This window comes from Acidovorax sp. GW835-FHT14B10 (assembly GCF_058793725.1).
The window spans coordinates 15,558-39,542 of the sequence record NZ_JBXAGC010000031.1 but is presented as its reverse complement, the minus strand read 5'-3'; the positions used below and the strand labels follow the sequence as shown (position 1 = coordinate 39,542).

General features: G+C 67.0%; 21 protein-coding genes. 14 read left to right on the top strand and 7 right to left on the bottom strand.

The annotated features are described in order from the left end of the window. Positions 1-32 precede the first annotated feature (32 nt). On the top strand, positions 33-869 hold the full coding sequence (gene aroE / locus AC1Q5S_RS19000; protein WP_492239236.1) for a shikimate dehydrogenase: 837 nt from the start codon (positions 33-35) through the stop codon (positions 867-869). A 13-nt stretch (positions 870-882) separates the two neighbouring features. Further along, positions 883-1,617: a monofunctional biosynthetic peptidoglycan transglycosylase gene (mtgA, locus tag AC1Q5S_RS18995; RefSeq protein WP_303837199.1), complete on the top strand. Its 735-nt coding sequence runs from the start codon at positions 883-885 to the stop codon at positions 1,615-1,617. 19 nt (positions 1,618-1,636) lie between these two features. Here the strand turns inward: mtgA and AC1Q5S_RS18990 are convergent, their stop codons facing one another. Beyond that, a complete protein-coding gene (locus AC1Q5S_RS18990) occupies positions 1,637-2,107 on the bottom strand; it encodes a reverse transcriptase-like protein (RefSeq protein WP_492239235.1) in 471 nt (156 codons plus the stop codon). Positions 2,108-2,162: 55 nt separating this feature from the next. Then, positions 2,163-2,411 (bottom strand): DUF3297 family protein, encoded by a 249-nt coding sequence (locus AC1Q5S_RS18985; RefSeq protein WP_094097305.1) that lies wholly within the window; start codon positions 2,409-2,411, stop codon positions 2,163-2,165. Between the two features lie 193 nt (positions 2,412-2,604). Between AC1Q5S_RS18985 and ruvC the strand changes: the two genes are divergently transcribed. Together ruvC and AC1Q5S_RS18975 are read left to right on the top strand one after the other, a co-directional pair. Then, complete coding sequence (gene ruvC, locus AC1Q5S_RS18980) at positions 2,605-3,153, top strand: crossover junction endodeoxyribonuclease RuvC (protein WP_092696969.1); 549 nt, start codon at positions 2,605-2,607, stop codon at positions 3,151-3,153. 231 nt (positions 3,154-3,384) lie between these two features. Then, positions 3,385-3,819 carry a hypothetical protein gene (locus AC1Q5S_RS18975; RefSeq protein ID WP_492239234.1) on the top strand — a complete coding sequence of 145 codons (435 nt, stop codon included), beginning with the start codon at positions 3,385-3,387 and terminating at the stop codon, positions 3,817-3,819. 77 nt (positions 3,820-3,896) lie between these two features. Here AC1Q5S_RS18975 and AC1Q5S_RS18970 read toward each other — a convergent pair whose 3' ends face one another. After that, complete coding sequence (locus AC1Q5S_RS18970) at positions 3,897-4,382, bottom strand: CZB domain-containing protein (RefSeq protein WP_303837196.1); 486 nt, start codon at positions 4,380-4,382, stop codon at positions 3,897-3,899. A 200-nt stretch (positions 4,383-4,582) separates the two neighbouring features. Between AC1Q5S_RS18970 and AC1Q5S_RS18965 the strand changes: the two genes are divergently transcribed. From AC1Q5S_RS18965 to AC1Q5S_RS18950, 4 genes are all read left to right on the top strand, one after another. Then, on the top strand, positions 4,583-5,590 hold the full coding sequence (locus AC1Q5S_RS18965) for an LLM class flavin-dependent oxidoreductase (RefSeq protein WP_303837195.1): 1,008 nt from the start codon (positions 4,583-4,585) through the stop codon (positions 5,588-5,590). Between the two features lie 103 nt (positions 5,591-5,693). Further along, on the top strand, positions 5,694-6,926 hold the full coding sequence (gspF, locus tag AC1Q5S_RS18960; protein ID WP_422203231.1) for a type II secretion system inner membrane protein GspF: 1,233 nt from the start codon (positions 5,694-5,696) through the stop codon (positions 6,924-6,926). A gap of 183 nt (positions 6,927-7,109) precedes the next feature. Next, positions 7,110-8,027: a 5'-nucleotidase gene (locus AC1Q5S_RS18955; RefSeq protein WP_422203233.1), complete on the top strand. Its 918-nt coding sequence runs from the start codon at positions 7,110-7,112 to the stop codon at positions 8,025-8,027. 152 nt (positions 8,028-8,179) lie between these two features. Beyond that, positions 8,180-8,548 carry an EF-hand domain-containing protein gene (locus AC1Q5S_RS18950; RefSeq protein ID WP_422203235.1) on the top strand — a complete coding sequence of 123 codons (369 nt, stop codon included), beginning with the start codon at positions 8,180-8,182 and terminating at the stop codon, positions 8,546-8,548. A 417-nt stretch (positions 8,549-8,965) separates the two neighbouring features. On the opposite strand, the gene AC1Q5S_RS18945 is transcribed toward AC1Q5S_RS18950, so the two are convergent. Together AC1Q5S_RS18945 and AC1Q5S_RS18940 are read right to left on the bottom strand one after the other, a co-directional pair. Beyond that, a complete protein-coding gene (locus AC1Q5S_RS18945; protein ID WP_422203237.1) occupies positions 8,966-9,445 on the bottom strand; it encodes a cyanophycin metabolism-associated DUF1854 family protein in 480 nt (159 codons plus the stop codon). Positions 9,446-9,463: 18 nt separating this feature from the next. Further along, on the bottom strand, positions 9,464-11,776 hold the full coding sequence (locus AC1Q5S_RS18940) for a cyanophycin metabolism-associated ABC transporter (protein WP_422203239.1): 2,313 nt from the start codon (positions 11,774-11,776) through the stop codon (positions 9,464-9,466). 190 nt (positions 11,777-11,966) lie between these two features. Between AC1Q5S_RS18940 and AC1Q5S_RS18935 the strand changes: the two genes are divergently transcribed. From AC1Q5S_RS18935 to AC1Q5S_RS18925, 3 genes are all read left to right on the top strand, one after another. Next, a complete protein-coding gene (locus tag AC1Q5S_RS18935) occupies positions 11,967-14,177 on the top strand; it encodes a cyanophycin synthetase (protein ID WP_303836867.1) in 2,211 nt (736 codons plus the stop codon). Between the two features lie 79 nt (positions 14,178-14,256). After that, positions 14,257-16,836: a cyanophycin synthetase gene (gene cphA / locus AC1Q5S_RS18930; protein ID WP_303836869.1), complete on the top strand. Its 2,580-nt coding sequence runs from the start codon at positions 14,257-14,259 to the stop codon at positions 16,834-16,836. After that, complete coding sequence (locus AC1Q5S_RS18925) at positions 16,833-17,333, top strand: CreA family protein (protein WP_303836871.1); 501 nt, start codon at positions 16,833-16,835, stop codon at positions 17,331-17,333. Before cphA ends, AC1Q5S_RS18925 begins: the two co-directional genes overlap by 4 nt. Before the next feature lie 144 nt (positions 17,334-17,477). On the opposite strand, the gene AC1Q5S_RS18920 is transcribed toward AC1Q5S_RS18925, so the two are convergent. Continuing rightward, complete coding sequence (locus AC1Q5S_RS18920) at positions 17,478-18,125, bottom strand: DsbA family oxidoreductase (protein ID WP_303836873.1); 648 nt, start codon at positions 18,123-18,125, stop codon at positions 17,478-17,480. Between the two features lie 67 nt (positions 18,126-18,192). Next, a complete protein-coding gene (locus AC1Q5S_RS18915) occupies positions 18,193-19,701 on the bottom strand; it encodes an AMP-binding protein (RefSeq protein ID WP_303836875.1) in 1,509 nt (502 codons plus the stop codon). Between the two features lie 270 nt (positions 19,702-19,971). Here AC1Q5S_RS18915 and AC1Q5S_RS18910 point away from each other — a divergent pair, with 270 nt between their 5' ends. From AC1Q5S_RS18910 to groL, 3 genes are all read left to right on the top strand, one after another. Further along, positions 19,972-20,946 carry a YcjF family protein gene (locus AC1Q5S_RS18910; RefSeq protein WP_303836877.1) on the top strand — a complete coding sequence of 325 codons (975 nt, stop codon included), beginning with the start codon at positions 19,972-19,974 and terminating at the stop codon, positions 20,944-20,946. 900 nt (positions 20,947-21,846) lie between these two features. Beyond that, complete coding sequence (locus AC1Q5S_RS18905; RefSeq protein WP_005799501.1) at positions 21,847-22,137, top strand: co-chaperone GroES; 291 nt, start codon at positions 21,847-21,849, stop codon at positions 22,135-22,137. A gap of 175 nt (positions 22,138-22,312) precedes the next feature. Next, entirely contained in the window at positions 22,313-23,965 is a 1,653-nt protein-coding gene (groL, locus tag AC1Q5S_RS18900) for a chaperonin GroEL (RefSeq protein ID WP_303836883.1), read from the top strand. Positions 23,966-23,985: the final 20 nt, after the last annotated feature.

Below are 23,985 nucleotides of genomic sequence, written 5' to 3'. Positions count from 1 at the left end.
CCGCCCGCATTCCATCCTTCACACCGCGCTCCATGAGTTCTTCCGATGATCTGTATTGCGTGATGGGCAACCCGGTGGCGCACAGCCGCTCGCCCGCCATCCACGCACGCTTTGCCGAACTGACCGGCGAGCACCTGGTGTACGAACGCTGCCTGCTGCCCACCGACGGCTTTGCCCAGGGCGTGCGCGCCTTCATGGCCCGCGGCGGGCGCGGCTGCAATGTCACCGTGCCTTTCAAGCTCGAAGCCGCCGCGCTGGCCACCACGCGCAGCGAACGCGTGCAGCGGGCGGGCGCCGCCAACACCCTGGTCTTTGACGGACAGGCCATCCACGCCGACAACACCGACGGCCTGGGCCTGGTGGCCGACATCACGCGCAACGCGGGCCTGCCGCTGGCCGGGCGCGACGTGCTGCTGGTGGGCGCCGGCGGCGCAGCAGCCGGCGTGCTGGGTCCCCTGCTGCAGGCGGGCGTGCGCCACATCACCGTGGCCAACCGCACGCTGGCCCGGGCGCAGGCCCTGGTGCAGGCCCATGCCGACCTGGCACTGCTAAAAAAAACAGAGCTTCTGGCGCTTGCTCCACAGGCGCTGGAGGCCGATTTCGACCTCATCATCAATGCCACGGCCAGCAGCCTGAGCGGTGACTCCGTTCCCGTGCCCACCCATGTGCTGCGCCCCGGCAGCCTGGCCTACGACATGATGTACGGCCCGGCGGCGCAGGGTTTCCTCGACTGGGCCCGCCAGCATGGCGCCGTGCCGCGCGACGGCCTGGGCATGCTGGTGGAGCAGGCCGCCGAGGCCTTTGCCCTGTGGCGCGGCGTGCGCCCGCCATCGGCCCAGGTGCTGGCCGAACTGCAGGCGGCGGCGTGAGCGGACCGCAGCCATGAAAGCCCTTTTGCGCTGGCTGGGCCTGGTGGTGGTGGCCCTGGTGGGCCTGCAGCTGTTTTTTGTGGCGCGCATCGCGCTGATGGCCTGGGTTGCCCCCGAATCCACCACCTTCCAGCGCTCCGAAATCTGGGCGCAGGTGGCCAGCAAGGGCGATGTGCGCTGGCGCCAGCAGTGGCTGCCCTACGCCCAGATTTCCGACCACCTCAAGCGCGCCGTGATCGCGGCCGAAGACGGCAGTTTCGTCACCCACGACGGCGTGGACTGGAACGCCATCGAAAAAGCCTGGGAGCGCAACGCCCAGGCCGAGGCGCAGATCGCCCGGGCCCAGGCCCGCGCGCCCGACAAGCCCGTGCGTGCGCCCAGGATACGGGGCGGCTCCACCATCACCCAGCAGCTGGCCAAGAACCTGCTGCTCTCGGGCGAGCGCACGCTGCTGCGCAAGGGCCAGGAGTTCGTGCTGACCGTGCTGCTGGAGCAGATTTTACCGAAGCAGCGCATCCTGGAGATCTACCTCAACAGCGTGGAATGGGGCGACGGCGTGTTTGGCGCCGAGGCCGCGGCTCAGCATTACTTTCGCAAGCCGGCCGCGCGCCTGTCGCCGCAGGAAGCCGCACGCCTGGCCGTCATGCTGCCCGCGCCCAAGCGCTTCGAGAAGACCCCCGGCTCGGCCTACCTGGCTGGGCGCACGCGCACCATCCTGGCACGCATGGGCAGTGCCGAGCTGCCCTGATCCGTGGCCCGGCGAACGCCTACTTCTTGCGCCGCTGGCCGATAGGCCGGGCGGGCGGCTTGGGCGCCAATCCCAGCGCGGCGCGGGCCAGGGCGTCGGCCTCGGCATTGCGGTGGCGCGGAATCCACTGCAGTTGCACCGGCCCGAAGGTCTGCAGCAGGCGGCGCGCCTGGTCAAAAAGGTCTTGCAGCCGCGCAATCGGCACCACGGGCGTGCCGCCGAGTTGCTCCACCACGATGCTGCTGTCGCTGTGCACCTGCAGCGCGCTGGCCCCGCGCGCCTGCAACTCAGCCAAGGCCAGCAGCAGGGCCCGCAACTCGGCCTCGTTGTTGCAACCCGTGGTGTGCGTGGCCTGCGCAAAGGTGTGGCGCGCGCCGTCGGGCGCGCAGAGCACCACGCCCAACCCCATGCGGCCGGGGTTGGGCATGGCGCTGCCGTCGCAGTGGACGACCCAGGGGCGGGCCGATGCCGGCTCCAGCGCCGCAGTCATGGCGCGGGTTGCACGGGCCGCCGCATTGCGCCCGGCCGCCGTCGCGGGATGGCCATCAGCGGTAAAACGCTTCCACCTTGCCCTTGAGCTTGATCAGCAGCGGCTTGCCCTTGCGATCAAGCGTCTTGCCCGCAGGCACCTTGACCCAGCCTTCGCTGATGCAGTATTCCTCGACATCGAAGCGGTCCTTGTCATTCAGGCGGATGCCGATGTCGTGCTCGAACACGGCGGCCACATGGTGGGGGCTGCGCGGGTCGATGGACAGGTGGTCGGGCAGCGGGGGAGCGGAAGTGGCTTCGGTCATGGAAATCCTGCAAAGGCTGAATGCACAAAAGCGGGCATTGTCCCGGATTTGGTTTCGGTGCACTGCGCCCGGCCCGTATCATCACCCCATGCCCGCCACGCTGGGAGCGCTTCTTTTCGGCGGCACCTTGCCTGCCTCAAAACACTCCCGCCACGCGACTGGCAAGCGGTAGCAGCCACTCCTTCAATAGCACATGAGAATTCTGGGAATTGACCCCGGTCTGCAGACCACGGGCTTCGGCCTGATCGATGTGGACGGCCACCGGCTGGGCTATGTGGCCAGCGGCACCATCCGCACCACCGCGCTGGCCCTGGGCGACCTGCCCGGCCGACTGAAGGTGCTGTTCGACGGCATCAGCGAGGTGGCGGCGCGCTACCAACCCGACGTGGCCACCGTCGAGATCGTCTTCGTCAACGTCAACCCCCAGTCCACGCTGCTGCTGGGCCAGGCCCGTGGTGCGGCCATTACCGCCCTGGTGGCCAGCAACCTGCCCGTGGCCGAATACACCGCGCTGCAGATGAAAAAGGCCGTGGTCGGCCACGGCCGCGCCGCCAAGACCCAGGTGCAGGAAATGGTGCGCCGCCTGCTGCAGCTGCCCGGCCTGCCCGGCACCGACGCCGCCGATGCGCTGGGCATGGCCATCACGCACGCGCACGCCGGCGCGGCCATGGCGCGGCTGGGCGAAGCGGCCACGCTGCAGCGGCGCCAGCACGCGATGTACAAGGGCGGGCGCAGCTACTGAAGCAGCCCGGTGCCGCGCACCTTGGGATGACCTGCATGACCCTCGCGAGTCGGTGGTAGTGCGGATGGGGATGGGCCACAAGGCGTCTTTTTGCAGCCAATAGCTCGGCTATTGGCAAGAAAAGCAACGCAGTGGAGCGCCCGATGCCGCGCTATCACCGACCGCAGGGAGTTATGCAGGTCATCCCTTGAGCAATCACCCTGCTGCCCGCGCGTCCCTAAAATCAGCCCCATGGTCCACCCACCCGCCCCAGCGCCCCAAGCGGTGCCCACCTCGGCGCCCGCACCTTCACCCAGCCATCCCGCACGGCCCGAGGTGATCGCTGGCTTCCTCTTCGTGAAAATTCCGGTGGGCCGGCGCAATGTCCCAGACCCCTTGCACCACCGCGAGGACACCATCGACCAGATGCTGCGCTCGCAGGACCTGGGGCTGGTGGTGGGCTGGGGCGATTCGCTCGGTGAACGGCGCCCCGACGGACTGCGGCCGCCGGCCCATATCCGCATCGACATCAACGCCGGCGACCTGCACGCCGCCCGCTGCGCCCTGCGTGCCTTGCTGCCCACACTGGGGGCGCCCGCCGGCACCGAAATCCACTACATCGTGGCGGGGCACCACCTGCAGGACATTGCCCGCGAAACCGGTTGGCAGCTGGAACAGGTCGTTTGACCCCCTGCAAAATCGGCCGCACTCCCTGCCAGCAAAGCGCCAATTGCGATTGATTCAACAGCAATTGACAGCCCCGTTCAGCGCCCGAGCCCGCGCTTGAGCTCCTGGAGCAGCAACAGCACCTGGTTGGATGCGTGGCGGCAGCGGCTGTCGAGCAGCTGGGCCGCAGTGGCCTGATCGCCGGCCTGGAAGCTGGTGACCACCGCCGCCGCCTGCTGGTGAAAATACCGGTGCCGCGCCTCCAGCATCTCGAAGGCCGGGTAATGCCCCAGCCGCGCACGGCCCGCACCGTTGAGCCAGCGGCCCAGGTCGCAGCGGTCATCCTGGCAGATACGGTCGGGGTGCATGACTTCTTCGGAGCGACCATTGACCATGTCCTGCAACTGCAGGCGCCAACGCTCGTGACTGGCAATGGCCGCGTCGATGTCGATCTCGGTCATCAGCATGGCGGCGTACTCTTCATCCAGCACCAGCTCGCTGCCGTTGTCTTCCACGGCCCAGGTGGTTTCAGGGCTGGCGGCATCCTGCTCACGCATCCGGAAAAATCGGCTGAAAAAACCCATACGCCCCCCTCATGCAAGGTGTCCACCGCCCATCGCTCAGAGTGTGGCGGCAGTGGATTTGAAACATTTTGTGATCAGCCCGGTGTTTTGGCTACCAAAAAATGACGGATCCGGCGTGTCGGCGGCCGGCGACCTTGCCGCAAGACCTGGATCCCGCCGCTCCGCCAGCAGCCAGGGCGCAGCGCGCCGACAATCGGGCCATGACTACTGCCCAACGCCCCGCCCTTTCCATGCTTGACCTGGTCGCCGTGCGCGAAGGCGGCACCGTCGCCCAGGCGCTGCAGATCGCCCTGCGCACCGCGCAACACGCCGAAGCGCTGGGTTTTGCGCGCTACTGGCTGGCCGAGCACCACAACATGGCCGGCATTGCCAGCTCGGCCACCGCCGTGCTGGTGGGGCATATCGCCGGGGGCACGCAGCGCATCCGCGTGGGCTCGGGCGGCGTGATGCTGCCCAACCACGCGCCGCTGGTGGTGGCCGAGGCCTTTGGCACACTGGCCGAGCTGTACCCCGGCCGCATCGACCTGGGCCTGGGTCGCGCGCCCGGCACCGACCCGGCCACCATGCGCGCCCTGCGCCGCAGCCGCGTGGAAACCGCCGATGATTTTCCGCAGGATGTGGCCGAGCTGCAGCGCCTGCTGGCACCGGCCACACCCGACCAGCGCCTGATTGCCATGCCCGGTGCGGGCACCAACGTGCCCATCTGGCTGCTGGGCTCCAGCCTGTTTTCGGCACAGCTGGCGGCCGAACGCGGCCTTCCCTATGCCTTTGCCTCGCATTTCGCGCCGCGCCTGCTGCACCAGGCGCTCGATCTGTACCGCAAACTGTACCGGCCGTCCGCTGCGTGGCCCCGGCCTTATGTGGTGATTGGCGTGCCCCTGATCGCGGCACCCACCGACGCCGAAGCCGATTTCCTGGCCAGCAGCACCTACCAGCGCGTGCTGGGCATTCTCACGGGCGACCGCCGCCGCCTGCTGCCGCCCATCGAGAACTTTGCCGCGCGCCTGCAACCGCAAGAGCGCGCCGCCATCGGTGACTTTCTGGCCGCCGCCGTGATCGGCGGGCCCGACACGGTGCGCGCCGGCCTGGCCCACCTGCGCCAGGCCACGGGTGCGGACGAATTCATGCTGGTCAGCGACGTGTTCGACCCGGCGCTGCGCCTGCGCTCCCTGGACATTGCGGCGCAGGCCGTCGCCGAGATGGCCTGAAGCCCCGGCTGCACAGTACAGCGTCACAGGCAGCATCACGGGCAGCGGCTACCATCACGGGCTGGCTTATTGCGCCTGACAGCTCCTCCGGTTCACCCCCCACATGCCCGCTTTTTCTTTTGAAGCCCTGGACGCCCAGGGCCAGACCCGCAAGGGCCTGATGGAAGCCGACACGGCCAAGTCGGCCCGCAGCCTGCTGCGGGCCCAGGCGCTGGTGCCCCTGAGCGTGGAACCCGTGCAAACCGGCCAGTCGCGCGATGGCGCCCCCGCCGGCCTGGGGCAGCGCCTTTTCACGCGGCCGGTGCTGGGCGCTTCGGCCCTGGCCATCTGGACACGCCAGCTGGCGGGGCTGGTGGCCTCGGGCCTGCCGCTGGAGCGCGCCCTTGCCGCCCTGTCGGAGGAAGCCGACGACGAGCGCCAGCGCCATCTGGTGGCGGCCTTGCGCGCCGAGGTGAACGCCGGTGCCCCCTTTGCCCGCGCGCTGGCCCAGCATCCGCGCGAGTTTTCCGACATCTACTGCGCCGTGATCGGCGCGGGCGAGCACAGCGGCAACCTCGGCCTGGTGCTGGAGCGCCTGGCCGACGACCTCGAAGAGCGCCAGGCCCTGCAGGCCAAGCTGATGGGCGCGGCGCTGTACCCGGCCATCGTCACCCTGATCGCCATCGCGATCGTGCTGTTCCTGGTGAGCTACGTGGTGCCGCAGGTGGCCAGCGTGTTTGCCGGCACCAAGCGCGCCCTGCCCTTTCTCACCGTGGCCATGCTGGGCCTTAGTGCCATGGTGCGCAGCTACGGTTGGTTGATGCTGATTGCTTCCATTTTGATAGCTATAGGCGCTCGCTGGATTTTGACTTTCGAGCATTTTCGCCAAAAGTTTGATGCCGCCTGGCTGAACTTGCCGCTGGTGGGCAAGCTGGCGCGCGGCTACAACGCGGCGCGCTTTGCCAGCACGCTGGCCATGCTGGCCAGCGCCGGCGTGCCCATTCTCAAGGCCCTGCAGGCCGCCGCCGAAACCCTGAACAACCGCGCGCTGCGCGCCGACGCGCTCGATGCGCTGGTGCTGGTGCGCGAGGGCGCCCCGCTGGCCTCGGCGCTGGCGCAGAAAAAGCGCTTCCCCGGCCTGCTCGCCATGTTCGCGCGCCTGGGCGAGCAGACCGGCCAGCTGCCGGTGATGCTGCAACGCGCCGCCACCCAGCTGTCCAACGACGTGCAGCGCCGCGCCATGCAGCTGGCCACCATCCTGGAGCCGCTGCTCATCGTGGCCATGGGCCTGATCGTGATGCTGATCGTGCTGGCGGTGCTGCTGCCCATCATCCAGCTTAACCAGTTCGTGAAATAAGGTGCACCCCCCTGAGGCGCTGCGCGCCTTCACCCCCTCTCTCGCCTCGCTGCGCGATGCGGGAGGGGGGACGCCGCCAGTGCGGCGGGGCGGCCCTTGCGCGGCGGCCGCTGATCTGGGCCACGCCAGTTGCAAAAGCTGCGGGTGGCGCGCAACGCAATCGATGGTTTTCAAGGAGATTCCATGGCGGTAACCCTGGACGACAAGCTGGTGGTGGCGATCTCGTCACGCGCCCTGTTCGATTTTGAAGAAGAAAACCGCATCTTCGACCCCGACCACCCCCAAGGCTACATGCAGCTGCAGCTCGACCGACTGGATGATCCGGCGCGGCCCGGCGTGGCGTTTTCGCTGGTCAAGAAGCTGCTCGCCTTCAACGAACCCGCGCAGCAGCGGGTGGAGGTGGTGGTGCTGTCGCGCAACGATCCGGTCAGCGGCATGCGCGTGTTTCGCTCGGCCAAGGCCCACGGGCTGGCGTCGGTGCAGCGCGGCGTCTTCACGCAGGGGGCGGCGCCGTTTCGCTACCTGCGGCCCCTGGGCGCGCACCTGTTTCTCTCGGCCAACGCCGCCGACGTGAACGAGGCCCTGGCCATGGGCTTCCCGGCGGCGCAGGTGGCCACGCAGTCGGTCCAGGCCAGCGCTGCCCACCCGCACGAAGTGCGCATCGCCTTTGACGGCGACGCCGTGCTGTTTTCTGACGAGGCCGAGCGGGTCTTCCAGGCCGCCGGGCTCGACGCCTTCCAGGCCCACGAGGTCGAAAAGGCCCTGTTGCCCCTGCCCCCCGGACCCTTCAAGCCCTTTTTGTCGGCCCTGCACCGCCTGCAGCAAAGCGGCGCACCGTCCATGCGCATCCGCACCGCCCTGGTCACGGCGCGCGGCGCGCCCGCGCACGAACGGGCCATCCAGACGCTGATGAGCTGGAAAATCGCGGTCGATGAAGCCATGTTTCTGGGCGGCATGCCCAAGGGCGAGTTCCTGCGCGAGTTCGAACCCGACTTTTTCTTTGACGACCAGACCGGCCATGTCACCTCCGCGGCCCGCCATGTGCCGGCGGGCCATGTGCGCAGCGGTATCGCCAACCAGGGCACCCTGCCCGCCGGATGAGCATGTCGGCATGCATGGCATCCGCATGCAACCAGGGCGCCCCGCCAAAGAGTGCAACACCCGGTGAAAGCCTGCGCCCGCAGCGTTGCAAATGGGCTTTGTGGCCGCAGGTATGCCACCATCGCCCCTGTTCGATCCGAGGAGTTTTGCGCATGAAAATCCCACTGGCCCTGCTGGCCGCCCTGGGCTGCAGTCTGGCGCTCGCCAACCCGCCGGGGGTCGCCGCGCGCGCGCAGGCGGCTGCCAGCGCCCCGGCCCAGGCCCCGCTGACCAAGGGCGAGATCAAGGCCATGCAGGAATTCAAGATGCTCGACTTCAACGGCGACGGCAAGCTCAGCCGCAGCGAAGTGGTGCTTTTTCCCCGCCTGGCCGCTGCCTTTGACGGTGCCGACACCGACCACGACAACTTCGTGTCGTACGCCGAAGTGCGGGTTTTTGCCGCCAAACACCGCGCCGAACGCAAGCGCAAGCGGGCCGCACAGGCAGAGGTGGCATCGGGCACCCCTTCCGTCAAGCCATGAGGCAACAGGGCGACCAGGCATTTCACGTGGGAAACGCCATCTAGCGCTTGTACAAAAAGCGCCTGAAGCTATTTCATCCATAGCAAAATGGGAAAATTTCCGCGCACTGCATGCCCGCAGCGCGGCTCGGGACCAAGAGCCCCCCACTGAATGAACTCCAGCCACTGCGTGGATAGTGGTTTCTTGGGCGGCTACGGCGGATCCTCGCCCGTGTCTTTTTCTGCACCTGCATCCCGTCGCGGTGGCCCCCCCCCGGGGACGGAAGGTTTGTCGGGTTAGCGCACGATGGCGCCCTCGCGCCAGTGGTCCGTGATGAGGAGCGGGATGGCTTTGCAGCCTCTCCGTACATTCATGACGGTAAAAGAAGGGGTTCACCTGGCAACCTGGCTGCCGCACCCACCCGCTTGCGCCGGCCTTTTACAGAAAGCGCTCCAGCAGACGCCGGGAATGCCGGTCCAGCACCGTGGTGTCCGGCACCCGAAACTGCATGCCGTCGCCCGCGGCAATCAGCAGGCGGGTGCGCCCGCCCAGGCGGCGGATGTCTTCTTCGGCCTTCAGCACGAACTGGGCCGGGCCCTTGTCGGTCTCGACGGTCCAGGTGCTGGGCGTGGAGAAACTCGAAACAGAAACGATCTGGTGGATAGTGGGTACAAACTCCCGCACAGCCAGTTCTTCATCGACCAGGTGGCGTGCCGCCTCGGGCAGCTGATCGAACCGGTCCAGCCAGACCAGCTCATGGCCATCCGGGCCCACGAGCGAAAGGCCTTCGGACGGCGCCGCGATCGGAAACGCGCGCACGGGCGTCACGCCCTCGTGGAGGGTGCCGTCCGGCTGGGTCAGAACCAGGCGGCCATGGGAATTGCGGTGCAGTCGCAGCGGAACAATGGATGTCGTCATGGTCAGCTTCCGGCCGGTTCAAGAATTGCCGGCGGGGTGCGCCGGGTGCAGCAGGCCGCTGTCAATGATGACGCCAGCGGCCTGGGCGTCTTCTTCGGCGCGGCGGGCCTGAGCTTCGTACAGGCGCCAGTAGGCGCCCTGCTTTTCCATGAGTTCATCGTGCGGCCCGACCTCGACCACCTCGCCACGGTCCATGACCACCAGGCGGTCGGCCTTGCGCAGGGTGGACAGGCGGTGGGCAATGGCGATGGTGGTACGGCCCTGCACCAGGTTGTCGAGCGCCTTCTGGATTTCCTTCTCGGTTTCGGTATCGACGGCCGAGGTGGCTTCGTCCAGGATCAGGATGCGCGGGTCGATCAGCAACGCGCGGGCAATGCTGATGCGCTGGCGCTCGCCGCCCGACAGGCCCTGGCCGCGCTCGCCCACCAGCGAGTCGTAGCCATGCGGCAAACGCAGAATGAACTCGTGCGCATGGGCGGCGCGGGCGGCCGCCACGATCTCCGCGCGCGAGGCATCGGGCTTGCCGTAGGCAATGTTCTCGGCAATGGTGCCGAAAAACAGGAAGGGCTCCTGCAGCACCAGGCCGATATGGCGGCGGTAATCGGCCACGGCGAAGCGGCGGATATCCACCCCATCGACCTGGATGGAGCCATCGCTCACGTCGTAGAAGCGGTTGATCAGGTTGACCAGCGTGCTCTTGCCCGAGCCGCTGTGCCCCACCAGCCCGATCATCTCGCCGGGGCGGATGTCCAGCTCCAGGTGCTTGATGACGGCGCGGCTGCCGTAGCGAAAGCCCACGTTGCGCATCTGGATGGCGCCTTCGACGCGGGCCAGCTTCACCGGCTGGACCGGGTCGGGCACATTGCTGACATGGTCCAGGATGTCAAAGATGCGCTTGGCACCCGCAGCTGCCTTCTGTGTGACCGAGACGATACGGCTCATGGAATCGAGCCGGCCATAAAAGCGCCCGATGTAGGCGATGAAGGCCGTGAGCACACCCACGGTGATCTGGTTGCGCGACACCAGCCAGATGCCGAACGCCCAGACCACCAGCAGGCCGATTTCGGTGAGCAGCGATACCGTGGGCGTGAACAGGCTCCAGGTCTTGTTGAGCTTGTCGTTCACCTCCAGGTTGTGCTGGTTGGCGTCGCGAAACCGCTGGGCTTCGCGCTTTTCCTGGGCAAAGGCCTTCACGACGCGGATGCCGGGGATGGTGTCGGCCAGCACGTTGGTCACCTCGCTCCACACACGGTCGATTTTTTCGAAACCCGTGCGCAGGCGGTCGCGTACGGTGTGGATCATCCAGCCGATGAAGGGCAGCGGCACCAGCGTGACCAGCGCCAGCCAGGGGTTGATGGAAAACAGGATGGCCGCCGTCATGCAGATCATCAGCACATCGGTGATGAAATCGAGCGCGTGCAGCGACAGGAAGACGTTGATGCGGTCGGTTTCGGAGCCAATGCGCGCCATCAGGTCGCCCGTGCGCTTGCCACCAAAGTAGTCGAGCGACAGGCGCAAGAGGTGCTCGTAGGTGGTGGTGCGCAGGTCGGCACCGATGCGCTCGGACACCAGCGCCAGGATGTAGGTGCGCGCCCACGACAGCCCCCAGGCGGCCAGGGCCGACAGCAGCAGGCCACCCAGGTAGAGCAGCACCAGGCCGGGCTCGATCTGCTGGCCGTTCTGGAACGGGATCAGGATATCGTCCATCAGCGGGATGGTGAGGTAGGGAGGCACCAGCGTGGCCGCCGTGGAAGCCAGCGTGAGCGCAAAGCCCGTCGCCAGCTGCTTGCGGTAGGGCCGCGCGAAGCGCCACAGCCGCAGCAGCACCCAGGTGGAGGTCTGCGGGGGCTGGGCGCGCGCGCAGGCCGGGCATTCTTCGGTGTCGGGAGGCAGCGGGGTGTGGCACTGCGGACAGGTGGGCTCATCGGCCTCGTCCTGCGCCGCACCCGAAGCCAGGCTGCGGACCGTCGCCTGCTCGAAGCGCTGCACCAGGCGCAGGGCCTGGGGATGGTGCGCCAGGGTAAAGCGCCAGAGGGCCAGCCGCGCATCCGGGGCCTGCAGCTCCAGCGTGCCGACTCCGCCGTGGTCCTGCATGCGCAGCGCCAACCCGCTCGACAGCGGCCAGGCACGCCAGGCGGCAGTGCCGGGGTCGCAGGCCAGAATGCGCTCCGAAGTCACCACCACCCAGCCGGCGGCAAAGCGCAATTCGACACTCAGGTCAACCTGTAACGCGGCCAGCACGTTCTCTTGGGGAGCGAGCATGGCCCGCAAATCGGCCCCCTGGGGGCCAGAAAAGACACCGGAGGCGTCCACAGAATGGTGATGTTGCATAGGTTTTGGTTCTCTGCAGTCGGCGACACACAGCCACAAGCGTTGCAGGAGCCGGAATTTTGACCGAATCCCGGCGTGCCAGCGCAAACTGCACCGCCTCCTCCCCTTGATCGACAAAACGGGCGTCCAACCGGGCGCACAATTGCATTCCCTGTCCGGCCCGCCCGGTGCCCCTGAACCGCTCCGAAACATGGCAAAAATCGACGATATCCAACTCCTGCGCATCAACTACCTGCGCGGCCCCAACATCTGGACCTACCGGCCGGCACTGGAGGTCTGGCTGGACCTGGGTGTACTGGAAGACCACCCCTCCAACACCCTCCCCGGGCTCAATGACCGCCTCACGGCCTGGTTGCCCGCGCTGGAGGAGCACCACTGCGGCGTGGGCGAGCGCGGCGGTTTCCTGCAACGCCTGCAGGAGGGCACCTGGTGCGGCCATGTGCTGGAGCATGTGGTCATCGAGCTGCTCAACCTGTCGGGCATGCCCACGGGTTTCGGCCAGACCCGCAGCACGTCGGTGCGCGGCGTCTACCGCATGGTGTTCCGGGCACGGGACGAACAGGTGGCCCGCGTGGCGCTGGCCCAGGGGCACCGCCTGCTGATGGCCGCCATCAACGATGAACCCTTTGACGTGCGGGCCGCCGTGGCGCGGCTGCGCACCGAGGTCGATGACCGCTACCTGGGCCCCAGCACTGCCTGCATCGTGACGGCAGGCACGGACCGCGGCATTCCCCACATCCGCCTGAACGACGGCAACCTGGTGCAACTGGGCTACGGCGCCCGCCAGCGGCGCATCTGGACGGCGGAGAGCGAATTCACCAGCGCCATCGCCGAAGGCATCGCCAGCGACAAGGACCTCACCAAGAGCCTGCTCAAGGCCTGCGGCGTGCCCATCCCGGACGGCCAGGTGGTCCACAGCCCCGCAGAGGCCTGGGAGGCCGCCGAGGACATCGGCCTGCCCGTGGTGGTCAAGCCCTCCGACGGCAACCATGGCCGCGGCGTCACGCTGGACCTGCGCAAGCAGGAAGACATAGCGGCGGCCTACCATGTGGCCTACCCCGAGGGCAGCGACGTGATGGTCGAGCGCTTCATTCCCGGCGACGAACACCGCCTGCTGGTGGTGGGCGGCAAGCTGGTGGCGGCGGCGCGGGGCGAGGTGGTCAGCATCACGGGCAACGGCCGGTCCACGGTGACCGAGCTGATCGACAGCCAGCTCAACTCCGACCCCCGCCGGGGCCACGAAGAAGAATACCCGCTCGAAATCATCGATGTGGCGACCGACGCCAAGGTGCAGCTCGAACTCAAGCGCCAGGACCTCAGCGCTGATGCGGTGCCCGCCGCCGGACGGCAAGTCGTGATCCAGCGCAACGGCAACGTGGCCGTGGACTGCACCGACGACGTGCACCCGGAAGTGGCCTACATCGCCCAGTTGGCCGCCAAGGTGGTGGGACTGGACATTGCCGGCATCGACATGGTGGCGCAAGACATCTCCCGCCCCCTGCACGAACAGGGCGGCGCCATTGTGGAAGTGAACGCCGGCCCCGGCCTGCTCATGCACCTCAAGCCCGCCGTGGGCACTCCCCGCCCTGTGGGCCAGGCCATCGTCGAGCACCTGTTCCCCGCCGAAGAACCCGAAGACGACGACACCGCGGGACGCATCCCGGTGGTGGGCGTGGCCGGCACGCGGGGCACCGCCACCATCGCGCGCCTGGTGGCCTGGCTGCTGCACCTGAGCGGACGGCACACCGGCCTGGCCTGCCGCGACGGCCTCTTTCTGGACCGCCGCTGCGTGGAGGCGGCCGACTGCGCCCACTGGGAAGCGGCCCACCGCCTGCTCATGAACCAGATGGTGCAGGCCGCCGTGATCGAGAACGACGCCCGCACCATCCTGCGCGACGGGCTGGCCTACGACCGCTGCCAGGTGGGCGTGGTCACCGACATGGAGGGCGCAGAAACGCTGGCCGAATTCGACATCCAGAACCGCGAGCAGATGACCAAGGTGCTGCGCACGCAGGTGGACGTGGTGCTGGAGGGCGGCGCGGCCGTGCTCAACGCCGCCGATCCGCAGGTGGCCGACCTGGCCCCGCTGTGCGACGGCGATGTGGTGCTGTATGCACAGGACGCCAGCCTGCCCGCCATCGTGGAGCACCGTGCCCGCAACCAGGGGCGCGCCGTGGTGCTGCGCAACCAGCACGTGGTGCTGGCCACCGGCAGTGCAGAACATGTGCTGGGCACGCTGTCCGAGCTCACGTTCGGGCGCAACGCCATCGTGCCCGACACCGATGCCCTGCTGGCCGCGATCGGCGCGGCCTGGGCGCTGGACATTGCCCCCGACCTCATCGGCGCCGGCATCAAGACATTCGAGCCCGAGCTGCCGCCCGTGAGCACCCTGCCCACCTGATGCCCACCCGTTGTTGATTCCATCGCCCTCGACCTGACCGGGGCCTGCCAGCCCTGATGGACCACAGAAAGACACTTCCATGGATGTATCCCGCACCCGGGCCCTGCGTGGCCCCAACCTCTGGAGCCGCCACATGGCCATCGAAGCCGTGGTGGCCTGCGCCGAATCCGAGCGCGCCATCGCCCGCATGGACGGTTTCGAAGCCCGGCTGCGGGCCCTGTTTCCGGCCATCGGCATGCTGCACCCCGAAGGCGGCAGCGGCGATGTCTCGCTCGCCCATGTGCTGCAGACGGCGGCGCTGGCCCTGCAGGCCCAGGCCGGCTGTCCGGTGACCTTTGCACGCACCACCGCCACCACCGATGCCGGTGTGTACCAGGTGGTTGTCGAATACAGCGAGGAAGCCGTGGGCCGGCAGGCGTTTGAAGACGCACAGCGCCTCGTCAACGCCGCGCTGGGCCAGGGCCAATTCGATGCCGAAGCGGCCATTGCCAATCTGCGCGAGCTCGATGAAGACGAGCGCCTGGGCCCCAGCACCGGCGCCATCGTCGATGCCGCCGTGGCCCGCGGCATCCCCTACCGGCGCCTCACGCGCGGCAGCCTGGTGCAGTTTGGCTGGGGCTCGAAGCAGCGCCGTATCCAGGCCGCCGAGATCGACTCCACCAGCGCCGTGGCCGAATCCATCGGCCAGGACAAGGACCTCACCAAGCGCCTGCTGCACGCGGCCGGCGTACCGGTGCCGCTGGGCCAGCCGGTGGACACTGTCGAGGAAGCCTGGGAAGTCGCGCTCAAGGTGGGTCTGCCCGTGGTGGTCAAACCGCAGGACGGCAACCAGGGCAAGGGCGTCACGGTCAACATCACCGACCGGGCCCAGCTCGAAGAGGCCTACCGCAACGCCGCCGACTACGGCACCGTGATGGTCGAGCGCTTTTTGCCCGGCCACGATTTCCGCTTGCTGGTGGTGGGCGACCAGCTCGTGGCCGCCGCCCGGCGCGAGCCCCCGCAGGTGCTGGGCGATGGCGAACGCACCGTGCGCGAGCTGGTGAACACCGTGAACCAGGACCCGCGCCGTGGCGAAGGCCACGCCACCTCGCTCACCAAGATCCGTCTCGATGACATCGCCGTGGCCCGCCTGGCCATGCAGAACCTCACGCCCGACTCCGTTCCGCCCAAGGGCCAGCGCGTCATCCTGCGCAACAACGCCAACCTGTCGACCGGCGGCACCGCCACCGATGTCACCGACGACGTGCACCCTGCCGTGGCCGCGCGCGCCGTGGCCGCCGCCCAGATGGTGGGCCTGCACATCTGCGGTGTGGACATGGTCGCCGAGACCGTGCTGCGCCCCCTCGAAGAGCAGGGCGGCGGCTTCGTCGAAGTGAACGCCGCCCCCGGCCTGCGCATGCACCTGGCCCCCAGCTACGGCAAGCCGCGCAATGTCGGCCAGGCCATGGTGGACCGCCTCTACGCCCATGGCGACGATGGCCGCATTCCCACCGTGGCCGTGACCGGCACCAACGGCAAGACCACCACGGCGCGCCTGATTGCCCACCTGTTCACCGCCCAGGGCCTGCGCGTGGGCATGACCAACACCGACGGCGTGTACGTGAACGGCCGCCAGATCGACAGCGGCGACTGCAGCGGACCCAAGAGCGCCCGCAACGTGCTGCTGCACCCCGAGGTGGACGCCGCCGTGTTCGAAACCGCGCGTGGCGGCATCCTGCGCGAAGGCCTGGGTTTCGACCGCTGCCAGGTGGCCGTGGTCACCAACATCGGCGCGGGCGACCACCTGGGCCTGAACTACATCACCACGGTGGAAGACCTGGCGGTGCTCAAGCGCGTGATCGTGCAGAACGTGGCCACCACCGGCTATGCCGTGCTCAATGCCACCGACCCCATCGTGGCCGCCATGGCCTCGTCCTGCCCCGGCAAGATCATCTATTTCGCCGCAGACCGCCACCACCCGGTGATGGCCACGCACCGCGCCCAGGGCCACCGCACCGTGTACGTGGATGGCGACTCGATCGTGGCCGCTGAAGGTTCGTGGCGCGAAACCATCCACCTGCGCGACGTGCCCATCACGCGCAACGGCAAGATCGGCTTCCAGGTCGAGAACGTCATGGCCTCGGTGGCCGCCGCCTGGGGCGCCGGCCTGCCCTGGCAGACCATCCGCCGCGGCCTCTCGGGCTTTGTGAACGACAGCGACAACGCCCCGGGCCGTTTCAACGTCATGGATTTCAAGGGTGCCACGGTGATCGCCGACTACGGCCACAACCCCGACGCCATGCGTGCCCTGGTACAGGCCGTCGAGGCCCTGCCCGCCAAGCGCCGCAGCGTGGTGATCAGCGGCGCCGGCGACCGCCGCGACGAGGACATCCGCGAGCAGACCGTGATCCTGGGCGCCGCCTTTGAAGACGTGATCCTCTACCAGGACGCCGCCCAGCGTGGCCGCGGCGACGGCGAAGTGATGGCCCTGCTGCGCGAAGGCCTGGCCGACGCCGTGCGCACCCAGCATGTCGAGGAAATCCGCGGCGAGTTCATCGCCATCGATGCAGCCCTCGATCGCCTGCAACCGGGCGACCTGTGCCTGGTGCTGGTGGACCAGGTGGAAGAGGCCCTCGCCCACCTGGCCCGGCGCTGCGCCGAAGCCGGGGTGGCTGGATGATGACCACCCGCTGCCGGGCCTTGGCAGCGGCAGGGCTGTTGGCCAGTGCCCTTATACCCTGCGCCGCGCTGGCGGCGTCGGGCGAAAAAATCGGCACGGTGGACACGGCCTTCCAATGGATTGGCCGCGACCACGACATCATCGTGGAAGCCTACGACGACCCCGGCGTGCAGGGTGTGACCTGCTATGTCTCGCGCGCCCGCATCGGGGGCGTCAAGGGCACGCTGGGCCTGGCCGAAGACCGCGCCGAAGCCTCGATCGCCTGCCGCCAGGTGGGGGCCATCAGCATCCCCCAGCCGCTCAGGAAGCAGGAAGAGGTGTTCAGCGAGCGCATGTCCATCCTGTTCAAGCGCCTGCGCATCGTGCGCATGGTGGACCCGGCGCGCAACACGCTGGTCTACCTGACCTATTCGGAAAAGCTGATCGACGGTTCGCCGCAGAACAGCGTCACGGCCGTGCCGGTGGACCGGGCCACGGCGATTCCGCTGCGCAAGTAGGTAGACAGGCGGACAGGCGAGCGGCAAGGCAACGACACCAAAAACAAAAGGGGCTCAGCAGGCCTCTTTTGTTTTTTTATGCATCAAATTGGCCTCCAGCGCTTATTCATCAAACGCTAGGAGCCATCAAAATCATCGCCAACATCACCGCTGGCTGGCAATCTGCCGCAGCGCCTGCTCGAACACCTCCACCGGCTGCCCGCCCTGAATCAGATGCCGGTCGTTCACGATGATGGCCGGCACCGAATGGATGCCATGCTGCAGGTAGAACTGCTCACGCTCGCGCACCTCTTCCGCAAAACGATCAGACGCCAATAGCTCACGCGCTTCATCCATATTCAGGCCCACCTCACCGGCCACGCGCACCAGCACCTCATGGTTGCTAGGGTCGTGCCCATCGGTGAAATACGCTTTGAACAGCGCGAGCTTAAGCTGTGGCTGCAAGCTGTTTTCTTCGGCCCAGTGCAACAGACGGTGCGCGTCGAAAGTGTTGTAGACACGGCTGCGCTTGCCCTTGCCGAAAGTGAATCCCAGCTCAGCTCCACGCGCCGCAATGGCTTCGCGGTTGCGCTCAAGTTGCTCAGGCGTGGAGCCATACTTCTCCTGCAGATGCTCGTTGATGTCCTGGCCCTCGGGGCCCATCTGAGGATTCAGCTCGAACGGCTGAAAGTGCATGTCAAGAGCTACTTCGCTCTTCAGGCGATCGGCAGCCTGCTCCAGCGCCTTGAGGCCGATGACGCACCAGGGGCAGGAGACATCGGAGACGAAATCGATCTTGAGGGTGGTGGTCATGGCGGGCTCGCAGAAAAGTGCAGGCCACAATGGTAGGCCCACGCATTGGCCTTTGCAGGCCGGGCTTTTAACCCAGCATCTCCCGCAACGCCGTCTTGGGCACCTTGCCATAGCTGTTCTTGGGCAAGGCGGGCACAAAACGGTACCGCCGAGGGCGCTTGAAGCGCGCAATGTGCGCCAGGCACAGCGCGTCCAGCGCATCCGGCGTCACCCCCTCATCGCCCACCACAAAGGCCACAGGCACCTCGCCCCACTCCGCATCCGGCTGCCCCACCACGGCCACCTCGCGCACCTGCGGGTGCAGCAGCAGCACTTCTTCGACCTCGCGCGGGTAGATGTTGGAGCCGCCCGAGATGATCACGTCCTTGGACCGGTCCTTGAGCGTGAGAAAACCGTCAATGTCCAGGCACCCCATGTCGCCGGTGTACAGCCAGCCATCGCGCAGTGTCTGGGCCGTGGCCTCGGGGTTGTTCCAGTAGCCGGGCATCACGGTTTCGCCGCGCACCACCACCTCGCCGGTCTCGCCTGCGGGCACAGGCTGGCCGGCCGCATCGACCACGCGCACCTCCACCAGCGACTGCGCCACGCCCACCGAAGCCATGCGCTCGGCCCAGCGCGGGTGGTGGCGGTCGGCCAGCTGCGCACGCGAGAGGGCGGTGATGGTCATGGGACTTTCGCCCTGGCCGTAGATCTGCACGAAACGGTTGCCCAGGGTGGCCAGCGCGGCGCGCAGGTCGTCGGCATACATGGGGCCGCCGCCGTACACGATGGTCTTGAAGCCCGCCACCTCCGCGCCCGTGGCCCGCACATGCTCGACCAGCCGGTGCACCATGGTGGGCGCGGCAAACAGCGTGAGCGGGCCCACCGAGGCGGCCAGCTGCACCAGTTCGGCGGGCTCGAAACCGCCCGACACGGGCACGACATGCCGCCCGCCGCGCAGCACCTGGGCGTAGTTGTAGAGCCCCGCGCCGTGCGACATGGGGGCGGCATACACCATGGCGTCGCCCGGGGCGATGTCGTCCACATCGGTGAAATAGCAGGCCGTCATGGCCAGCAGGTTGCGGTGCGTCTGCATCACGCCCTTGGGGCGGCCGGTGGTGCCCGAGGTGTAGAACAGCGAGGCCACATCCTGCGGCGCGCGGTCATGGACCTCCATGGGCGCATGCCGCACGGCAGCGGCATAGGCATCCGAGCCCAACACCAGCAGGCCGGCCTCCGGTGCACCGGCTTCGCGCGCGGCGGCAGCGAGCGCCTGCGACGCCAGCACCACGCGCGCACCGGAATCGGCCAGCACATGCGCCAGCTCCTTGGCATGCAGTTTGTAGTTGACCGGCACCGACACCGCGCCCGCCCACACAATGGCATGCAGAGCCTCCAGGTACTCCGGGCAGTTGGCGGCGTAGATGGCCACGCGGTCACCCGGCGCCACACCGCACTGCGTGCGCAGCCAGGCCGCCAGGGCCGCCGCGCGCGCACCCAGGGCGCCATAGCGCAGCACCACCTGGTCGCCGTGCAGCACGGCAGGTTGATCGGGGTAGCGCTGGGCGCTGCGGTGGAGCAGATGGGCAATGTTCATGGGGTGCGCTTCATCACGGAGGAATGCGGGGGAGCCTGCGCAACTGTAGGCGATAGGGCCTGCGGCACACACGCCGCGCCCCGCGGGGAAACCCGCAGCCACGGCATGCCGGGCGCGCCGCCAATTCCCCACAAACTGTGGCGTTGAAACGCGATTGCCTAGACTGCATATGCACGGTACACATCCGGCGCTGCCTTGGTTTCCTTGATTGCGTTGCGCCTGGTTTATTCGGCCCCCTTCCTTTTTACCGCTCCCCGGGAGCTGCAACGCATGACACTGGACCAGCAAAAATCCATCCTCACCATCGCCCTTCTGGCCGCATTTGCGGACGGTGACAAGGACGACGCCGAGCGCGAAGAAATCCGCCGCATCGCCCAGTCGCTGGCCGGCGACGCGGGCATGGCCGACCTGCCGCGCATCTACCAGGACGTGCTGCTCCAGCGCACCAGCTTGCAGGCCGCAGCCAGCGCCCTGAGCGAACCCATGCACCGCCAGCTCGCCTACGAAATGGCGGTGTGCGTGTGCGATGTGGATGGCCGCCAGACAGCGGCCGAGCGCGATTTTCTGGCCACGCTCAAAACATTGCTGCAACTGGGCACACCGCAGACCGACGTGTTTGACCAGGAAGCCGACGCGCTGGTGGCGGCGGCAGAAAAGGCTGTGCCCATGGCCATCCCTGCGGCAGCCCCGGTGGCCACGGCGGCGGTGGCCGCAGCCGCCCCTGCCGCTTCCGATGCGGGCCTGGACCAGTCCATCCTCCATTACGCCCTGCTCAACGGCGCGCTGGAGCTGCTGCCGCAGTCCTGGGCGTCAATGGCCATCATCCCGCTGCAGGTGAAGATGGTGTATGGCATCGGCAAGGCCCATGGCGTGGAACTGGACCAGGGCCACATCAAGGAGTTCATCGCCGCCGCTGGCGTGGGTCTGACCTCGCAATACCTGGAGCAGTTTGGCCGCAAATTGCTCGGAGGCCTGCTGGGCAAGGCAGCGGGCAAAACCATCGGCCGCATGGGCGGTGCCGCCACTGGTATGGCGTTTTCGTTTGCCACGACCTATGCGCTGGGGCAGGTGGCCCGGCGCTACTACGCCGGGGGCCGGGTCATGAGCACCACCATGCTGCGCGACACGTTCCAGAACCTGCTCGGCCCCGCCAAGCAGCTGCAAACACAATACCTGCCACAGATCCAGCAAAAGGCCGCAACGCTGGACGCCGGCCAGATCCTGGCGCTGGTACGGGGAGCGTAGGTCGGGGGGCAAGGTATCGCCCACAAATTGCTATCCGATTAATAGCTTGAAGCGCTTTTTTATAAGCGTTTCAAGCTATTTTCATTCAGAAAATACGCCTGTCGGCGGTTGCCCTGGTGCGGCGGCCGCGCGCTGGGGCGGGCAGACGCTGCTGCGCCGTTGCAACACCGCTGCACAGGCCCATGGCGGGCACATCGGCACATGCCGGAATCGGCCTGCACGCCACCACGGACCCTGCAGAAATATCCGCCCCCCTGCCGTCACGGTGTGTGGCGACCGCCGAGGGTCTTGCGCTGCTGGTGTTTGGGGTGGGGTGCCCACTGCTGCAATGGCCCCAGGCGGTGGAATGGGGCGTGGTGGCGGCATTTTTTCTGCCCAGCTGCGCGGTGCCCGGGCTCCATGGCAATGCCTGCTGCATGCCGATACCCACAAGCAGATTGCACGCGCCCTGACCACCACGCACACCCTGAACGCAGCCTGCGCTCTGCTGGCGCGGCAGGCCAGCGCCGGGAAGCGGCGGTGATCAGGCTGGGAACTTGAAACGGCGTCCTCCCCACGGTCGCATTGCAGTTGACTGCATTAATGGGTTTCAGCGCTTTCTGGCATTGCGCAAGCAGCTATTTTTCAATAGCAATCCGTTACCACCAGAGACAGTGAACCGGCAGGAAGAGCCCACCGGGCCGGTGCAACCCTGCAAGGTGACCGCCTGCCGCTGCATTCTCCCTCCCCAAAATCCCCCATCCGCCAGGGGACGTCTTGAAACGGCCACAAATGCCTCTATCATTAGCACTCGCCTCAAACGAGTGCTAACAAGGCGCTTGTCGCGAGGAAGTTTGGTGGTGTTCGCAGTGCGGGCGCCTTTTCATCCGGCTTTTTATTTCAGTCAACAGGAGCAATGCAATGAACCTTCGCCCTCTGCACGATCGCGTGATCGTCAAGCGTATCGAAAGCGAAACCACGACCGCCTCCGGCATCGTGATCCCCGACAACGCCGCTGAAAAGCCCGATCAAGGTGAAGTGCTGGCCGTCGGCCCCGGCAAGAAGAACGACAAGGGCGAGCTGATCGCCCTGAACGTGAAGGTCGGTGACCGCGTTCTGTTCGGCAAGTACTCGGGCCAGACCGTCAAGGTCAAGGGCGACGAGCTGCTGGTGATGAAGGAAGACGACCTGTTCGCCGTTGTCGAGAAGTAATTGCTACTGCGCGGCCCACATGCGTCGTTGGGCGGTGCTCGGAATCCTCACGTACGGGAAGTACGTTCCGGTTCCTGCGCTCCGTCCGCCTAGCCTGTGAGCCGCTCGCTACGCAATTCTTTTCTCGACTCAGTCATCTGTTTCACGAATTTTTAGATTTCTCTAGGAGCCAAACATGGCAGCAAAAGACGTAGTTTTCGGCGGCGAAGCCCGCGCACGCATGGTTGAAGGCGTGAACATCCTGGCCAACGCGGTCAAGGTCACCCTGGGCCCCAAGGGCCGCAACGTGGTGCTGGAGCGCTCGTTCGGCGCCCCCACCGTGACCAAGGACGGTGTGTCCGTGGCCAAGGAAATCGAACTCAAGGACAAGCTGCAGAACATGGGCGCCCAGCTCGTGAAGGAAGTGGCCTCCAAGACCAGCGACAACGCGGGTGACGGCACCACCACCGCCACCGTGTTGGCACAAGCCATCGTGCGCGAAGGCTTCAAGTACGTGGCCGCCGGCATCAACCCCATGGACCTCAAGCGCGGTATCGACAAGGCTGTTGCAGCCCTGGTGATCGAGCTGAAGAAGGCTTCCAAGCCCACCACCACCTCCAAGGAAATCGCCCAGGTCGGTTCGATCTCCGCCAACTCCGACGAAACCATCGGCAAGCTGATCGCTGACGCCATGGACAAGGTCGGCAAGGAAGGCGTGATCACCGTGGAAGACGGCAAGTCGCTCGACTCCGAACTGGACGTCGTGGAAGGCATGCAGTTCGACCGTGGCTACCTGTCGCCCTACTTCATCAACAACCCCGAAAAGCAATCCGCGATTCTGGACAACCCCTTCGTGCTGCTGTTCGACAAGAAAATCAGCAACATCCGCGACCTGCTGCCCACGCTGGAGCAAGTGGCCAAGGCCGGCCGTCCGCTGCTGATCATTGCCGAAGAAGTCGAAGGTGAAGCCCTGGCTACCTTGGTCGTGAACACCATCCGCGGCATCCTGAAGGTCGTGGCTGTGAAGGCTCCTGGCTTCGGCGACCGCCGCAAGGCCATGCTGGAAGACATCGCCATCCTGACGGGCGGCAAGGTCATCGCCGAAGAAGTGGGCCTGACCCTCGAGAAGGTGACCCTGGCCGACCTGGGCCAGGCCAAGCGCATCGAAGTGGGCAAGGAAAACACCATCATCATCGACGGCGCCGGTGCTGCCGCTGACATCGAAGCCCGCGTCAAGCAAGTGCGCGTGCAGATCGAAGAAGCCACGTCCGACTACGACCGCGAAAAGCTGCAGGAACGCGTGGCCAAGCTGGCCGGCGGTGTGGCCGTGATCAAGGTGGGCGCTGCCACCGAAGTCGAAATGAAGGAAAAGAAGGCCCGCGTGGAAGACGCACTGCACGCAACGCGCGCAGCGGTGGAAGAAGGCGTTGTGGCTGGTGGTGGCGTGGCCCTGCTGCGTGCCAAGCAAGCCGTGGGCGACACGGTCAAGGGCGACAACGCCGACCAGGAAGCCGGTATCAAGCTGGTGCTCAAGGCCATCGAAGCCCCCCTGCGTGAAATCGTGAACAACGCCGGTGGTGAAGCCTCGGTGGTGGTGAACGCTGTGTTGGCCGGCAAGGGCAACTACGGTTTCAACGCCTCGAACGACACGTACGGCGACATGCTCGAACTGGGCATCCTGGACCCCACGAAGGTCACCCGCACGGCCCTGCAGAACGCCGCTTCCGTGGCATCGCTGCTGCTGACGACCGAAGCCATGGTGGCCGAGGCTCCGAAGGAAGAAGCCGCTGCCGGCGGCGGCATGCCCGACATGGGCGGTATGGGTGGCATGGGCGGCATGGGCATGTAATTACCTGGCCCCTGCGCAGC

What these genes read in the sequence shown, in the direction of transcription:
- mtgA (WP_303837199.1), top strand. Translation starts at nt 883, where the DNA reads ATGAAAGCCCTTTTGCGCTGGCTGGGCCTGGTGGTGGTGGCCCTGGTG.
- AC1Q5S_RS18990 (WP_492239235.1), bottom strand. Translation starts at nt 2,107, where the DNA reads ATGACTGCGGCGCTGGAGCCGGCATCGGCCCGCCCCTGGGTCGTCCAC.
- AC1Q5S_RS18955 (WP_422203233.1), top strand. Translation starts at nt 7,110, where the DNA reads ATGGCGGTAACCCTGGACGACAAGCTGGTGGTGGCGATCTCGTCACGC.
- AC1Q5S_RS18940 (WP_422203239.1), bottom strand. Translation starts at nt 11,776, where the DNA reads ATGCAACATCACCATTCTGTGGACGCCTCCGGTGTCTTTTCTGGCCCC.
- groL (WP_303836883.1), top strand. Translation starts at nt 22,313, where the DNA reads ATGGCAGCAAAAGACGTAGTTTTCGGCGGCGAAGCCCGCGCACGCATG.
- cphA (WP_303836869.1), top strand. Translation starts at nt 14,257, where the DNA reads ATGGATGTATCCCGCACCCGGGCCCTGCGTGGCCCCAACCTCTGGAGC.
- AC1Q5S_RS18920 (WP_303836873.1), bottom strand. Translation starts at nt 18,125, where the DNA reads ATGACCACCACCCTCAAGATCGATTTCGTCTCCGATGTCTCCTGCCCC.
- AC1Q5S_RS18965 (WP_303837195.1), top strand. Translation starts at nt 4,583, where the DNA reads ATGACTACTGCCCAACGCCCCGCCCTTTCCATGCTTGACCTGGTCGCC.
- AC1Q5S_RS18915 (WP_303836875.1), bottom strand. Translation starts at nt 19,701, where the DNA reads ATGAACATTGCCCATCTGCTCCACCGCAGCGCCCAGCGCTACCCCGAT.
- AC1Q5S_RS18950 (WP_422203235.1), top strand. Translation starts at nt 8,180, where the DNA reads ATGAAAATCCCACTGGCCCTGCTGGCCGCCCTGGGCTGCAGTCTGGCG.
- gspF (WP_422203231.1), top strand. Translation starts at nt 5,694, where the DNA reads ATGCCCGCTTTTTCTTTTGAAGCCCTGGACGCCCAGGGCCAGACCCGC.
- AC1Q5S_RS18910 (WP_303836877.1), top strand. Translation starts at nt 19,972, where the DNA reads ATGACACTGGACCAGCAAAAATCCATCCTCACCATCGCCCTTCTGGCC.
- AC1Q5S_RS18985 (WP_094097305.1), bottom strand. Translation starts at nt 2,411, where the DNA reads ATGACCGAAGCCACTTCCGCTCCCCCGCTGCCCGACCACCTGTCCATC.
- ruvC (WP_092696969.1), top strand. Translation starts at nt 2,605, where the DNA reads ATGAGAATTCTGGGAATTGACCCCGGTCTGCAGACCACGGGCTTCGGC.
- AC1Q5S_RS18935 (WP_303836867.1), top strand. Translation starts at nt 11,967, where the DNA reads ATGGCAAAAATCGACGATATCCAACTCCTGCGCATCAACTACCTGCGC.
- AC1Q5S_RS18970 (WP_303837196.1), bottom strand. Translation starts at nt 4,382, where the DNA reads ATGGGTTTTTTCAGCCGATTTTTCCGGATGCGTGAGCAGGATGCCGCC.
- aroE (WP_492239236.1), top strand. Translation starts at nt 33, where the DNA reads ATGAGTTCTTCCGATGATCTGTATTGCGTGATGGGCAACCCGGTGGCG.
- AC1Q5S_RS18925 (WP_303836871.1), top strand. Translation starts at nt 16,833, where the DNA reads ATGATGACCACCCGCTGCCGGGCCTTGGCAGCGGCAGGGCTGTTGGCC.
- AC1Q5S_RS18905 (WP_005799501.1), top strand. Translation starts at nt 21,847, where the DNA reads ATGAACCTTCGCCCTCTGCACGATCGCGTGATCGTCAAGCGTATCGAA.
- AC1Q5S_RS18975 (WP_492239234.1), top strand. Translation starts at nt 3,385, where the DNA reads ATGGTCCACCCACCCGCCCCAGCGCCCCAAGCGGTGCCCACCTCGGCG.
- AC1Q5S_RS18945 (WP_422203237.1), bottom strand. Translation starts at nt 9,445, where the DNA reads ATGACGACATCCATTGTTCCGCTGCGACTGCACCGCAATTCCCATGGC.